Origin of the sequence: Shewanella intestini, assembly GCF_018221465.1 — a bacterium.
GTDB lineage: Bacteria > Pseudomonadota > Gammaproteobacteria > Enterobacterales > Shewanellaceae > Shewanella > Shewanella intestini.
This window is the reverse complement of sequence record NZ_JAAIKR010000015.1, coordinates 51,035-64,991: the sequence shown is the minus strand read 5'-3', so window position 1 is coordinate 64,991 and position 13,957 is coordinate 51,035. Positions and strand designations below refer to the sequence as shown.

General features: G+C 42.9%; 11 protein-coding genes. 4 read left to right on the top strand and 7 right to left on the bottom strand.

What is annotated here, in order from left to right; genetic code table 11:
• Window positions 1-18: 18 nt before the first annotated feature.
• The gene (locus G3R48_RS14040; RefSeq protein ID WP_153665659.1) at window positions 19-636 is read right to left on the bottom strand and encodes a TetR/AcrR family transcriptional regulator; all 618 of its coding nucleotides are present in this window, start codon (window positions 634-636) and stop codon (window positions 19-21) included.
• Window positions 637-859: 223 nt separating this feature from the next.
• Between G3R48_RS14040 and G3R48_RS14035 the strand changes: the two genes are divergently transcribed.
• From G3R48_RS14035 to G3R48_RS14025, 3 genes are all read left to right on the top strand, one after another.
• Complete coding sequence (locus tag G3R48_RS14035) at window positions 860-1,888, top strand: MBL fold metallo-hydrolase (RefSeq protein ID WP_153665657.1); 1,029 nt, start codon at window positions 860-862, stop codon at window positions 1,886-1,888.
• 338 nt (window positions 1,889-2,226) lie between these two features.
• Window positions 2,227-3,375 carry an efflux RND transporter periplasmic adaptor subunit gene (locus tag G3R48_RS14030; protein ID WP_153665655.1) on the top strand — a complete coding sequence of 383 codons (1,149 nt, stop codon included), beginning with the start codon at window positions 2,227-2,229 and terminating at the stop codon, window positions 3,373-3,375.
• A gap of 9 nt (window positions 3,376-3,384) precedes the next feature.
• Entirely contained in the window at window positions 3,385-6,534 is a 3,150-nt protein-coding gene (locus tag G3R48_RS14025) for an efflux RND transporter permease subunit (protein ID WP_153665653.1), read from the top strand.
• A 278-nt stretch (window positions 6,535-6,812) separates the two neighbouring features.
• Here the strand turns inward: G3R48_RS14025 and G3R48_RS14020 are convergent, their stop codons facing one another.
• The 4 genes from G3R48_RS14020 to G3R48_RS14005 form a co-directional block, all read right to left on the bottom strand.
• Window positions 6,813-7,376: a hypothetical protein gene (locus G3R48_RS14020; protein WP_153665651.1), complete on the bottom strand. Its 564-nt coding sequence runs from the start codon at window positions 7,374-7,376 to the stop codon at window positions 6,813-6,815.
• Between the two features lie 724 nt (window positions 7,377-8,100).
• Window positions 8,101-8,763 (bottom strand): nitroreductase family protein, encoded by a 663-nt coding sequence (locus G3R48_RS14015; protein WP_153665649.1) that lies wholly within the window; start codon window positions 8,761-8,763, stop codon window positions 8,101-8,103.
• Between the two features lie 376 nt (window positions 8,764-9,139).
• On the bottom strand, window positions 9,140-9,616 hold the full coding sequence (locus G3R48_RS14010) for a DM13 domain-containing protein (protein WP_153665647.1): 477 nt from the start codon (window positions 9,614-9,616) through the stop codon (window positions 9,140-9,142).
• A gap of 80 nt (window positions 9,617-9,696) precedes the next feature.
• Entirely contained in the window at window positions 9,697-10,578 is an 882-nt protein-coding gene (locus G3R48_RS14005) for a LysR substrate-binding domain-containing protein (protein WP_153665645.1), read from the bottom strand.
• A 178-nt stretch (window positions 10,579-10,756) separates the two neighbouring features.
• Between G3R48_RS14005 and G3R48_RS14000 the strand changes: the two genes are divergently transcribed.
• Window positions 10,757-11,947 carry an MFS transporter gene (locus G3R48_RS14000; RefSeq protein WP_153665643.1) on the top strand — a complete coding sequence of 397 codons (1,191 nt, stop codon included), beginning with the start codon at window positions 10,757-10,759 and terminating at the stop codon, window positions 11,945-11,947.
• Window positions 11,948-12,073: 126 nt separating this feature from the next.
• Here G3R48_RS14000 and G3R48_RS13995 read toward each other — a convergent pair whose 3' ends face one another.
• Complete coding sequence (locus G3R48_RS13995) at window positions 12,074-12,457, bottom strand: gamma-butyrobetaine hydroxylase family protein (protein WP_153665641.1); 384 nt, start codon at window positions 12,455-12,457, stop codon at window positions 12,074-12,076.
• 160 nt (window positions 12,458-12,617) lie between these two features.
• Entirely contained in the window at window positions 12,618-13,949 is a 1,332-nt protein-coding gene (gene hslU, locus G3R48_RS13990; RefSeq protein ID WP_153665639.1) for an ATP-dependent protease ATPase subunit HslU, read from the bottom strand.
• Between the last annotated feature and the right edge of the window lie 8 nt (window positions 13,950-13,957).

The window sequence follows — 13,957 nt, the reverse complement described above, 5'->3', positions numbered from 1 at the left end:
ATCGCATTTTATAAAGCGTTAGGCCACTTGATAACGGCTTAGAAACATTTTTGTTGTCTCTTGTGCAAGCTGTTCACATTTGTCGGCTGATAATGGTGGTTGGTTGCCAATGATTTGCGACCAAAAGCATTGACCTTTAATAAGGTGGATAACTTGGTCATTGGCAAATTCTGGTTCCGTGACATTTAACTTACCGTCTGCGGTGGCTGCTTTTATCCAACGTAACAACGCGGTTTCAAATTGCTTTAAACGCGCCATTTCTTTGTGCAATTCTCCCGTGTTATAAAACAAATATCCCACAGCCATACGTGCAATATCAAGGTTGTCTTGGCAAGTTAAAAAGTGCACTTCATCAAGTATCAATTGTTTAAGTTGTGGTGCCAGTGCTAATGCTGGGTCGTACACCAATGTTTGTTTTTCAAGTGCTTCCATCCAAAGCGTACTAACTAAATGGGTGACTAAGTCATCTTTAGTGGCAAAATGATTGTATACCGTTCGCTTTGACACCTGCGCAATTTCGGCCACTTTATCCATACTGGTTGCTGCGACACCAAATTCCTTAAACGTGGTTTTAGCCGCGTCAATAATCGACTGACGTTTTTGTTCACTTCGGTTTTTCTTTACTGGTGTTGGCATGAGTTGTTATCTCAGTTGATGATGCGCGTATTTTACACTTAGTAGTTTACTTTTCAAATTCACAATAATAAACTAAACCGTGTAGTTTACTTTTGCAAGTGAGGCAACGTTGAAACTCGTCTATCTGTCGATACTCCTGTTGGTTATGGCGTTGCTTATCGCAGGGGGCTTGCACTATTTTTCTAAAAAGTCCGCCAACTTAGCCACACAAAGGAACTTAGAAATGCCCTCTAACCACACACAACAATTGATCAATGGCAAATATCAAAATACTGAAATTAGCTATCAAACGGGGTTAGCTGACTTTTGGCGTATAACTAAAGCCTATTTAACCCAAAAGCGCGATGCCCCAAGCCCCACACAAGCTATTCCGGTGACATCGCTGACCAAGCAGCAATTAATGAGCGAGCAACATGATGCGGTTTATCGTTTAGGTCACTCGACCATATTAATGCGAATTGATAATGCCTTTTTGTTACTTGACCCTGTGTTTAGTGAGCGCGCTTCACCTGTGCAATGGGCGGGTCCCAAGCGCTTTCATCAATCGCCTATCAGGCTTGATGAGCTGCCGCCGATTAGCGCAGTGATTATTAGCCATGATCACTATGATCACCTTGATAAAGCCACGATTGAGTATTTAGCCACTCAAGTTGATCACTTTATTACTCCGTCGAAAGTCGGTGAGCACTTAATCCATTGGGGGGTTGCGCCTGAGCGCATTACAGAGCTGAGTTGGTGGCAGAGTGTCAATATTGGCAGCATTAAGCTCACCGCCACACCGGCACAGCATTTTTCAGGGCGTGGTTTATTCGACCGCGATCAGACCTTGTGGGCAAGTTGGGTGATTGCGGGGCAACAACATAAAGTATTTTTTAGTGGTGATGGTGGCTATTTTTCAGGCTTTAAAACCATTGGCGAGCGGTTTGGCCCTTTTGATTTAACCTTAATTGAAACGGGGGCATATAACGAACTGTGGCTGGATATTCATATGATGCCGCAGCAAAGTTTACAAGCTCATATTGATTTAAACGGCAAAGCTATGTTGCCGATTCATAATGGAACATTTGACTTAGCGCTGCATGATTGGTTTGAACCTTTCGAGCAAATTAGTCAATTAGCCGCTGTGCACCAAATCACCTTATTAACGCCTGTATTTGGTGAAGAAGTCATTATTGGTCACAGCACTATAACACGACCTTGGTGGAAGCCTTTTAGCCAACAGCAACCAGATTTACACATAGCGACTGAATAACAAACATTGATAAGGTATTAAATAACCTTTAAAAAGTGACAACATGTATAATTGATACAATTACATATTTTAGATAGAAAACAACCCGATTTAGCGCTAACCTTTTTCTAACAATTATAACTAAATGCCCAGCCTTAACGGGCGGTGTTAACAAGTTGGTATCAATCAATCTAAGCTAATTATTTATTTACAATTTAAACATGGATTGAACGTTGTTAGGTGTTTTTCCCTGTGAGATAAAGGCGCTAGTTAATTTTTAACCAAATTAAAACTGTCCCAAATAACGTTGAATGGCGATATAGCCATTTATAGTGGGATTACTCAGGAGTATAGATAACATGCATAACGCACTCAAAATTGCCGCAGTTGTTGCTGCGACAATGCTGGTTTCAGCTTGTAACAAGCAAGCCGATCCAGCTGCAGCTCAACAACAACTTCCACCAACTGCGGTTGGCGTGATGACAGTGAAAGCACAACCACAATCGATTGAGGTGGAATTGCCTGGTCGTAGTCGTGCTTTTCTTGAAGCTGAAGTGCGCCCACAAGTGTCTGGCATTATTACTTCAAGAGAATTTGCTGAAGGTGGTGAGGTGACGAAAGGCCAATCACTGTATCAAATAGACTCAGCTACTTATGACGCGACTTTGATTAGCGCCAAAGCGGATTTAGCGAGTGCTCTTGCGTCTTTAAGTTCAACCAAAGCCACTGCAGAACGTTATAAAGCTTTGTTGTCGACAAATGCGATTAGTAAACAAGATTATGATGAAGCATTTTCGGCATATCAATCAGCTAAAGCCAGTGTTGTTGTTGCTGAAGCTGCAATTAATACGGCTAAAATCAATGTTCAATACACTGAAGTAAAGGCACCCATTTCAGGCCGCATTGGTAAATCAGCGGTGACAGCTGGTGCTTTGGTTACCGCTAATCAAAGTAATACCTTGGCGACTATCCAACAGCTAGATCCCATTAATGTTGATATTGCTCAATCAAGTGCGCAAATGTTACGCCTTAAAAATCAACTTAAAGCTGGCAAACTGCTGAAAAGTGAAAACGCGACCGTAAAATTAATCCTTGAAGATGGGTCCACTTACGACCAACTCGGTAAACTGCAATTTGCTGAGGTGAGCGTTGATGAAACCACCGGCTCGGTGATTATTCGCGCTGAGTTCCCTAACCCTGACGGCATGTTACTTCCTGGCATGTATGTGCGCGCCATTTTAGAAACGGGTACTGATCCTGAAGCGATTCTCGTTCCGCAAAAAGCGCTCACTCGTAACTCGAAAGGGCAAGCCGTGGCAATGATAGTGAATGACAATAACACCGTTGAATCGCGTAACGTTAAAACCGCAGAAGTGATTGGTAATCAATGGCGCATTACGTCTGGACTGAAAGCGGGAGACAAATTAATTGTTGAGGGCTTACAAAAAATTCGTCCAGGTGCACCGGTGTCACCGCAGGTATTATCAACTAAAACTCCTCAAGAATAGGACGTCACTATGGCTCGCTTTTTTATCGATCGCCCGATTTTTGCATGGGTGATTTCAATCTTAATTATGCTGGCAGGGGTCTTAGCAATTAAAAACCTGCCAGTGGCACAGTACCCGAGTATTGCGCCGCCAACAGTGGTTATCTCAGCTAACTATCCCGGTGCTTCTGCTAAAACGATGGAAGATACAGTGACTCAGGTCATTGAGCAGCGCATGACAGGGATTGACGATTTACGTTATATCACTTCAAGCAGTGACAGTTTTGGTAATGCATCGATTACGTTAACCTTTAATGCACAAGCCGATCCTGATATTGCTCAGGTGCAAGTGCAAAACAAACTGCAAGCCGCAATGACATTACTGCCTCAAGAAGTGCAAGCGCAAGGGGTAAATGTAAACAAATCTAGTGCCGGTTTCTTAATGGTGGCCGCGTTTGTTTCTGAAGATGGCTCGCTCGACATAAGTGATATTTCAGACTACGTCGCAGCTAACTTGCAAGACCCGATGAGCCGTGTTCCGGGCGTAGGCGAAATTGAACTGTTTGGTGCGCAATATGCGATGCGTATTTGGTTAGATCCACTAAAACTAACCCAATATAACCTCACCAGTATTGATGTCATGGGCGCGATTCGTGAACAAAATGCACAAGTGTCAGCCGGGCAATTAGGTGGAACACCTGCAATGCCTGGGCAAGAACTTAATGCGACGGTTACTGCGCAAAGCCGCCTGCAAACACCTGAAGAATTTAGAAACATTATTATTAAGTCAGACTCTTCTGGCGCAAACGTATATTTAAATGACGTTGCAAAAGTTGAGCTGGGTGCAGAAAGCTATGCCGTTAAGTCTTACTACAATGGTAAACCTGCTGCGGGATTAGCGTTTAAATTGGCTACGGGTGCCAATGCATTAGACACAGCGAAAAACATTCGCGAAAGCCTTAATGAATATCAAGCTTACTTCCCTGAGGGGCTGGTTATTCATTATCCGTTTGACACGACACCTTTTGTTGAAAAATCAATTGAAGGCGTTGTGCACACGTTGCTTGAAGCCATTGTATTGGTGTTTTTGATCATGTACTTGTTCTTGCAAAACGTCAGAGCAACCTTGATCCCAACAATTGCTGTGCCTGTTGTCTTGTTAGGAACATTTGCCATTTTATCGGCAGCAGGGTTTTCAGTGAACACCTTAACCATGTTTGCCATGGTGTTGGCTATTGGCTTGCTAGTGGATGATGCCATCGTGGTGGTGGAAAACGTCGAACGGGTGATGTCCGAAGAAGGGCTTAGTCCGCTTGAGGCTACCCGAAAATCGATGGATCAAATTACCGGTGCGCTGGTGGGGATTGGCTTAACCTTGTCAGCAGTATTTGTACCAATGGCATTTATGTCAGGCTCAACTGGGGTTATCTATCGCCAGTTCTCAATCACCATTGTGTCGGCTATGGCGTTGTCGGTGTTTGTGGCAATGGTATTCACACCTGCATTATGTGCCACCATGCTAAAACCATTACCTAAAGGCCATACTCACAGCAAGACAGGCTTTTTTGGTTGGTTCAACCGTAAGTTTGACAGTTTAACCTCGCGTTATGAGGCCAATGTTGCCCGTATATTAAAACGCAGTGTCCGCATGATGGGGGTTTACATATTATTAGTGGTAGCCACTGCATGGGTATTCATGCGCATGCCAACGGCGTTCTTGCCAGATGAAGACCAAGGTATTTTATTTACTCAAGCTATCTTGCCAACTAACTCCACTCAAGAAAGCACCATTGGTGTACTAGATGAAATTAGTGACTATTACCTTGAGCAAGAAAAAGGCAATGTGAAGTCAGTCTTTAGCGTTGCAGGGTTTAGTTTTGCAGGTATGGGGCAAAACATGGGGATGTCATTTGTTGGCCTTGAAGATTGGGCTGACCGAAGTGAAGCGGGTCAAGACGTTACCTCAATTGCCGGGCGGGCAATGGGGCGCTTTAGTCAGATAAAAGATGCCTTTGTGTTTGCCTTCGTGCCGCCAGCGGTGATTGAGCTAGGCACGGCAAACGGTTACGACATGTACTTGCAAGACCGCAGTGGTCAAGGGCATGAAGCACTTATTGCTGCCCGAAATCAACTGCTGGGCATGGCTGCGCAAAACCCTAATCTTGTTGGTGTGCGTCCTAATGGGCAAGAAGATGCACCCATGTATGAAATTAACGTCGACCAAGCGAAAGTGCGCGCATTAGGCATTGATATTGATAATGTGAACAGTGTATTAGGCACTGCGTGGGGGGGCTCGTATGTGAATGACTTTATTGATCGCGGTCGAGTGAAAAAAGTGTATGTACAAGGTGATGCTAAATATCGGATGCAACCGAGCGATTTAGACACTTGGTATGTGCGAAACTCTGCGGGTGAAATGGTGCCATTCTCAGCATTTTCTACTGGTAAATGGACCTTTGGCTCACCGCAGTTACAACGCTTTAATGGGTTCTCTGCGGTTAACATTCAAGGGGCGACCGCACCGGGATACAGTACCGGTGATGCCATGAACGACTTTGAAGAAATGGCCAAAAAGTTACCCCCAGGCTTTGGGATTGAATGGAATGGTCTTTCGTATGAAGAGCGCTTATCAGGCAACCAAGCGCCTGCATTATATGCGTTATCCGTATTGGTTGTATTCTTAGTGTTGGCAGCGTTATATGAAAGCTGGTCGGTGCCCTTTGCAGTTATTTTAGTTGTGCCATTAGGGGTTATTGGTGCCTTGCTGGCGATGAATGGTCGCGGGTTACCTAATGACGTGTTCTTCCAAGTAGGTCTGCTTACTACGGTGGGGCTTGCAACCAAAAATGCCATCTTGATTGTTGAGTTTGCCAAAGAGTTCTACGATAAAGGTGCCACATTAATGGATGCGACGCTTCACGCTGTGCGAGTGCGGTTACGTCCAATCTTAATGACATCGTTAGCCTTTGGTTTAGGTGTTGTGCCACTTGCAATTAGCAGCGGTGTTGGCTCGGGCAGTAAAAATGCGCTTGGTACTGGCGTACTTGGCGGCATGATGAGTTCAACCTTTATTGGTATCTTCTTTATTCCATTGTTCTTCTACGTAGTTGAAAAACTATTTAGTAAGAAAGAACGCAAAGGTTATAAACCGCCACAAGCAGATACTGAGTCAACAAAATAGTTAATCCTTAACGACACAAAAAACCCAGCCAACGCGCTGGGTTTTTTATTAGGAGAAAGACGCTATAAAATCTGACTTAAACGGGCTTGTTGCAAATAATCTGAGTCGGTAAGTCAGCCCTATAATTTACTGATTATTATTGGGAAATAACCTTAATATTGCATCATTGCATCATTGCATCATTGGCTCATGACGCAGGCGCTCTACTGCACGACGACTTTGCGTTTATTATGATAAACCCTGCGTTCTCAATCCAAACATAACTTGGAAATAGTGGCTTAACATTGCGCTAATGTAAGGGCGTTTAAATCAGTCCAAACAGCATGGCTTTTAGGTTGCGGTGAAACCATAAAGTGCCAACGGGTTTGTTTGCTGTTACTGCAATGGGTTTTACTGGCTTGAAAATACAATGTTTGTGGTTGATGGCTAACAAAAGGTTCTACCCAATCTATATGGCCGCGATAAAAACGGTCAGTTTTTGCTTCACTTATGGTCACTTTAACCATATCACTGCGTGGGTTATCTTTGGCAACCGCTTGATATAAACCTTGGTAATACTGGCGTAAATAAGTGTGCATTAAGCTTTCATCAATTTCTGTTGGTTTAATTATCCAAGTAAACGCATAACTGAAAAAGTCAGCTCGCTTGGGCTGGTACATGCCAGGAGCAAAGACTAACTCTTCAACGCCTCTAAGCTTAATTTGTGGGGCAAAATGTAATGGAAACGGAATGATTTCGGTGCGCCAATGCAGGGGGATATCATCATACGCGGCTAATTTTTCTGCCACTGCGCAGAAACTAGTAATGAAGCACAAGAGTAATGCTAAGCAAATTGATTTCATGGGAGTTCCTTTGCCAGACGATATATTATTAGTTTAACGAGTTGTGGTGATTATAACGAAGTTAACGCGCCTTGGCGGCTACTTACTATGGCTATTTTTGCATGAACAGTTAACCGTGCCAGCAGGCTGACACGGTGAGTCAATAAACTAAAGTTAGCGTTATCTTTTGCAATGAAAATGATTGCCGTGTTGCCAACAATTACGCTTATTAATTCGTTTATTCACCACAATAATATTGGCATGGGTATGCTGATTATTGAGTTGAACTACCGTATATGTTGTGGGTTTATATGGGTGTTTTTTTACTTTATGAGGCGGTTGTTGTTGTTGGTTGCTTGAGCAAGCGGATAGTGCCAGTAATCCTACACATAGCGCTGAAACTTTTAGCAATCTAGTTCTAATAAATGAGACAGCCATAATAACTCCAGTGACGATGATTCATGTCGTTATAATACTGATTTTACAGTCAATGAACTGCTACAAAATGTAAAGCAATGCAAATATTGTTAGGGCTATAAACGCTATTTTTATTGATTGTTCATGCGAATTTTAACGATAACTTTTTGAGGCAGCTTACATAGCGAAGTGGATAACCATTTAAGCGTTTATGTTGGCGTTAATAGCCATAGTTAAAAAGCGAGTATGTAGAGAGTAAAGATAAAAAAATACCAGCGACAGCGCTGGTATTTTGAATGTTAAAGATAAAAATGACACTAGATGTAAATTACACGCGCACCATAATATCGGTTAAGTTGCGACGAGATTTTGGCAGCTTGTCGTTGTAGTCATCTTCCTGGTGTTTATAGCCTATCGCTAATGCCACATCACACTGATAACCATCAAGCTCGGCTTTGAATTCTTCATTAACTAATTCAGTATCAATGCCTTCCATTGGCGTGGCATCAATTTTTAAACGTGCCAAGGTATGGAGGGTGTTGCCAAGCGCTAAGTAAGTTTGTGCTTTAGTCCATGCGCTGTTGTCACCATTTTCATCGGTATTAAGTTCAGCAAACATGTAACTGTTAAATGCACTTTGGCGGTTTTCTTGTTTGGTGCGTTTGTCTTCAATGCCCTTATCAACCACTTCAGCATAATCTTTTTGGGTGTAGTTAGGGTTATGAGCAAACAAAATAACAAGTGAGCTGTCAAATATATGTGGTTGATTAGGTTTAAATTTATTGGCAAAAGTACTGTTCATGCGAGCTTTGGCATCATCGCTTTCAATGACCACAAAACGCCAAGGTTGAGAGTTAATTGATGAGGCAGAAAGGCGCATGGCTTCAAATAAAATATCTAAATCTGCTTGAGGAATTTGCTTTGACGTGTCGTATTTTTTTGCTGTATGACGCCAAAGAAGGTCTGCAATAATTGGATGTTGTTCGCTCAAAATTACCTCGCTATTATATTTTTATTTAATGATTGCTATGATGAAAAACCAACCGATGCACTTGTCTGTCGTTGCCGCCTGATTTAAAGCGCAATCTTTTCTCATTTAAAGCTAGCATATTCGTGAATAAGGGTTTGTAACTTATTTTTAATGTAGTTGCTTTACGTTGCAGGTGATGGCAATGGACTATCTTCGTTTGGCGGCTTGACTGTTTGGGATGTGCGGCGATGCATCGGAAATAAGATGGGCAATAACCCATTGTTGGGGAAAATTTCGAGTCGTAAATACCGAGCGCTGAGAAGGGAAAGGGCAAATAACTAAGGGGCAACATCATGTTGCCCCTTATGTGTTAGTGGGTTATGAGAACCTATTGTGATTAACGATATTTGGCCGAGGTAATAAATTCACCAAAGCGTTCACACCAAATTATCACGGTATTGTATTGATCTAATTGCAGTGGCACGGAGGAGTGCAGGGCAAAGTTGTCAAAGGTTTTCACTTCACCAACTTTATGCATAGCATATTTTAAGCGTTTGAACTCGGACTCTGTTTCAACAAATTTAGGTGATAAATACACTTTATAATCTGGCCCTGGAGAAAGTTCACCAATAAAAGTAATCGCGTGATCGCCCAATGAGACAGTGCCTTTTCCCCAGTGCAGTAAATCGCTGTCTTCTAGGTCTTTGGTGAATTTAGCAGTGTAACGGCTGTCGAGTGACAGTTTGGCAATGTCAGCGTCGCTAATTGATGGCGGAGCGCTAAGAATGGGTAATGCGTAGATTCCAAGGGCAAAACCAATGGCGGCGAATGAGAAATGTGAAAGAGTAAGCAAAATTTTTGATGAAAATCGCATGTGAGTCCTAAAACAAGTACGGAATTTTGTTGCTAAATACAATGTATATTAGCGAAACGTTATCATGATTGAGCCGTAACTTACAGTGATAATTTAGGCTTAATATAATCGATAAACGCAGACACCCTTTTGGCGACAGATGATGACTTGTAATACACCGCATTAATGCGCTCTCGGCCAGTATCGGTAATTTTTTCATTCGTTAATAGCGGAATTAAATTGCCTTGCTCAATGTCTCTTCTGACCATAAATCCAGACAAACACGCAATGCCGTTGCCTGCCAATACTAACTGACGTATCGCTTCTCCATTTGAACAAGTGATCTTAGGGGTGAGAGTGTCAAACCCTTTTAGTGGCCAACGGTTTAAAATTTTTGGTGAGCTAAAACCAATGGTGTCATGTTGGGCTAATTCATTGACCTTCTTCGGCGCGCCATGTGTTGCAAGGTAATTGGGGGCGGCGACAATATAGAGTTCGCTTTTACCTAGTGCTCTGGCATGTAAGGTAGAGTCGGTTAACTCGCCAATTCGAATGGCTACATCAGTGCGTTTTTCAAGTAAATCAACAAAACCTTCGTTAGAGCTTAAGTCGATTTGAATGTCTGGGTAAGCTTGATTAAAACCCGCAATCAACGGGACTAATTGATGGAATACAAACGGACTTGCGGCGTCAACGCGTAACCGACCTCGCGGGAGCTCGCCTTGCATAATCAAGCTCTGCTCGGCTTGTTGAATATGGTCTAAGCCATTGCGGATTGTGTCGACAAATTGCTTGCCTTCATCAGTAAGTTCAATGCGCCGCGTGGTGCGAATAAGAATAGAAACACCTAACTGCCGCTCCACTTTGGTGACCGCGCGTGACACTCTGGCGACTTGAACATCTAACGCTTCTGCTGCCGCTGAAAAACCGCCGCTATCAATAACCGCCAATAACATATGCAAATCATCTGAGCGAGTGAGCATTTGACCACCTTAACCATTTATGGCTTTCATGAGGCTTAATCTTAGCACTATTACCACTATTTATAACAAAAGTCATTTGCAAAAGATGCTGTTTTTCACAAATATGGGTTTGGGCATAATAGCGCCATCGAAAACAAGCTGGCTAAATTAAGCCCGCTTATTAACAAGAGAGCAGATTATGCCTTTAGCACTTCTTGCATTGACGCTAAGCGCCTTTGCTATCGGAACAACAGAGTTTGTTATTGTTGGCTTGATCCCAACAATGGCATTAGATTTACACGTGTCATTACCATCGGCTGGCTTATTAGTCAGCTTATATGCCTTAGGCGTGGCGATTGGTGCACCAGTATTAACCGCGTTAACAGGCAAGTGGAATAGAAAGTATGTTTTACTTTCGGTTATGACGTTATTTGTATTGGGTAACGTATTAGCTTGGCAAGCACCCGGTTATAGCACCTTAATTTTGGCGCGTATCCTGACCGGTCTTGCCCATGGGGTTTTCTTTTCAATCGGTTCGACTGTTGCGACAGGTTTAGTCCCTAAAGAAAAGGCGGCGAGCGCAATTGCGATTATGTTCACTGGGCTGACGGTAGCGTTAGTGACGGGTGTACCACTAGGAACGTATATTGGCCAAACGTTTGGTTGGCATGCAACATTCTTAATTGTGGCACTTCTGGGTTTAGCGGCGTTAATTGGCAGTGCGATATTAGTACCAAACAACTTAAAGCAACCGCCAGCAGCTAAATTGTCGGCACAGTTAAAAGTGTTAACTCAACCAAGACTATTATTAGTTTATGCCATGACAGCTCTAGGTTATGGCGGCACATTCACCGCATTTACTTACCTTGCGCCAATTTTAGAAAACGTGTCTGGTTTTAGCTCTGGTGCCATTGGTTTAATTATGTTGGTTTATGGTGTATCGGTTGCTGTTGGTAATATTTGGGGCGGTAAAATGGCTGATAAATTTGGCCCAGTAAAAGCGCTGACGATTATCTTTATTGGCCTTGCTGCAGTACTACTTACCTTTAATGTGACGGCGTTTAATCCTATTGCGGCAGTGGCAACGATTTTAGTTTGGGGTGCGTTTGCCTTTGGTAATGTGCCTGGATTACAAGTGTATGTTGTTAAGCTTGCTGAAAAATATACGCCTGAAGCTGTAGATGTGGCGTCTGGTTTAAACATTGCCGCCTTTAATGTGGGGATTGCATTAGGCTCTTGGGGCGGCGGAATGATTGTTGCTGACTCAGGTTTAATGAATACGCCTTGGATTGGTGCATTGATTGTCTTGGTGGCTTTAGGGTTAACCCGCTTAAGTGGCCACTTAGATACACGCTCAAGTCATCAGGGGGGTTACTCAAAGGTAGCATAAGTTAACTTAGTGTCTGTTATATCACGACATATCACCGCAGTATAAACAACAGGGCGATGCATTGCATCGCCCTGTTTTTTTGTGTTAACTCATCTAGCAGTAAACCCATTTAATGATTGGGTTAGATTATGAATATTTGATATTCATTGAAATCATTGCTTCACGTGAGCCTTTTTCCGCGCGAAGGCGGGCGAGGTATTTTTCCCAAATTTCAACTTGCTGACTACCCAGTTCATATAATATTTTCCATGAAAATAGCCCTGTGTCATGGCCATCATCAAAGACAATTTTTACCGCATAATTACCCACAGGTTCAATGGCGGTAATGTTGACCTCTTTTTTATGGGTTACCAGTATTGGATTGCCGTGGCGCTGCACCTCGGCAGATGGAGAGTGGACCCTAAGCATTTCACAACTGATGTTGTAGGTTTCATTATTGTCAAAGCTAACCACTAACATTTTTGATTTGCGCTTTAGTTTTATGTCGGTCACTACGGGTGAAGCAGTCATAACATGGCTCACTTGGTTTGGGGTTAAGGGGTAATTGATTATGATTTTAGCAAACTGTGCCAATAAAAAAGGTGGTCACTTCAATGAAGTTTACCACCTTTAATGATATTAGCTGGGCGCTGGCTTACCTTTTAAGGAAGCACAGCAGCTTAGTATGCCTTTAGAGAATGAAGCGACTTAAATCTTCATCTTGCACTAATAGATCAAGGTGGCTATTTACATAGCTGTCGTCAATCACAAATGAAGTGCCTGACTTTTCTGATGCATCATAGGAGATGTCTTCCATTAGTTTTTCCATCACCGTATGCAAACGACGTGCGCCAATGTTTTCGGTGCGTTCATTTACTTGCCATGCGGCTTCTGCAAGACGGGTAATGCCTGATTCAACAAACTCAATGGTGACGCCTTCAGTTGCCATTAATGCCACGTATTGTTCGGTTAACGATGCGTGAGGCTCAGTAAGAATACGTTCAAAATCATTGGCGGTTAAGGCGTCTAATTCAACACGAATGGGTAAACGACCTTGTAGCTCAGGGATTAAGTCTGATGGTTTTGACATTTGGAATGCACCAGAGGCGATAAACAAAATGTGGTCTGTTTTTACCATGCCGTGTTTGGTATTGACGGTGCAACCTTCTACTAATGGCAGTAAGTCGCGCTGGACACCTTCACGAGAAACGTCTGGGCCTGAAGATTCGCCGCGTTTACAAATTTTGTCGATTTCATCAAGAAATACAATGCCATTTTGTTCTACTAACTCAATCGCTTGTTCTTTTAAATCTTGTTGATTAACTAATTTTGCCGCTTCGTCTTCAACCAGTTGTTTACGCGCATCTTTGATTTTCATCTTTTTGCGTTTGGTGGTGTCTTGACCGCCCATGTTTTGGAATAAACCTTGAAGCTGGTTGGTCATCTCTTCCATGCCAGGAGGTGCCATGATTTCAGCAGTAATTTGCGGTGCAGCAACATCAATTTCAATTTCTTTGTCGTCTAACTGACCTTCGCGCAATTTTTTGCGGAAGATTTGGCGCGTACTTGAGTTATCTTTCTCTTGTGCGTCCCACTCACTTTTTTTCGGTTGCGGTAGCAAGGCATCTAAAATACGCTCTTCGGCTTGTTCTTCTGCGCGATATTGGCATTTTTTCATTTGCTGTTCGCGCGTGAGTTTAATTGCTGAGTCCGTTAAATCACGAATGATTTGCTCAACTTCTTTACCGACATAGCCCACTTCAGTGAACTTGGTGGCTTCTACCTTAATAAAAGGCGCGTTAGCCAGTCTAGCAAGGCGACGCGCAATTTCAGTTTTACCTACGCCGGTAGGGCCAATCATGAGAATATTTTTTGGGGTAACTTCTTGGCGCAATGAAGGCTCAAGTTGCATACGACGCCAGCGGTTGCGCAATGCAACAGCTACTGAACGCTTCGCTTTACTTTGACCAATAATGTGAGAATCAAGTTCGTGAACAATTTCACGTGGAGTCATTTCAGACATGGTTATTC

What these genes read in the sequence shown, in the direction of transcription:
- G3R48_RS14005 (WP_153665645.1), bottom strand. Translation starts at nt 10,578, where the DNA reads ATGCTCACTCGCTCAGATGATTTGCATATGTTATTGGCGGTTATTGAT.
- G3R48_RS14010 (WP_153665647.1), bottom strand. Translation starts at nt 9,616, where the DNA reads ATGCGATTTTCATCAAAAATTTTGCTTACTCTTTCACATTTCTCATTC.
- G3R48_RS14030 (WP_153665655.1), top strand. Translation starts at nt 2,227, where the DNA reads ATGCATAACGCACTCAAAATTGCCGCAGTTGTTGCTGCGACAATGCTG.
- G3R48_RS14020 (WP_153665651.1), bottom strand. Translation starts at nt 7,376, where the DNA reads ATGAAATCAATTTGCTTAGCATTACTCTTGTGCTTCATTACTAGTTTC.
- G3R48_RS13995 (WP_153665641.1), bottom strand. Translation starts at nt 12,457, where the DNA reads ATGACTGCTTCACCCGTAGTGACCGACATAAAACTAAAGCGCAAATCA.
- G3R48_RS14040 (WP_153665659.1), bottom strand. Translation starts at nt 636, where the DNA reads ATGCCAACACCAGTAAAGAAAAACCGAAGTGAACAAAAACGTCAGTCG.
- G3R48_RS14000 (WP_153665643.1), top strand. Translation starts at nt 10,757, where the DNA reads ATGCCTTTAGCACTTCTTGCATTGACGCTAAGCGCCTTTGCTATCGGA.
- G3R48_RS14025 (WP_153665653.1), top strand. Translation starts at nt 3,385, where the DNA reads ATGGCTCGCTTTTTTATCGATCGCCCGATTTTTGCATGGGTGATTTCA.
- G3R48_RS14035 (WP_153665657.1), top strand. Translation starts at nt 860, where the DNA reads ATGCCCTCTAACCACACACAACAATTGATCAATGGCAAATATCAAAAT.
- hslU (WP_153665639.1), bottom strand. Translation starts at nt 13,949, where the DNA reads ATGTCTGAAATGACTCCACGTGAAATTGTTCACGAACTTGATTCTCAC.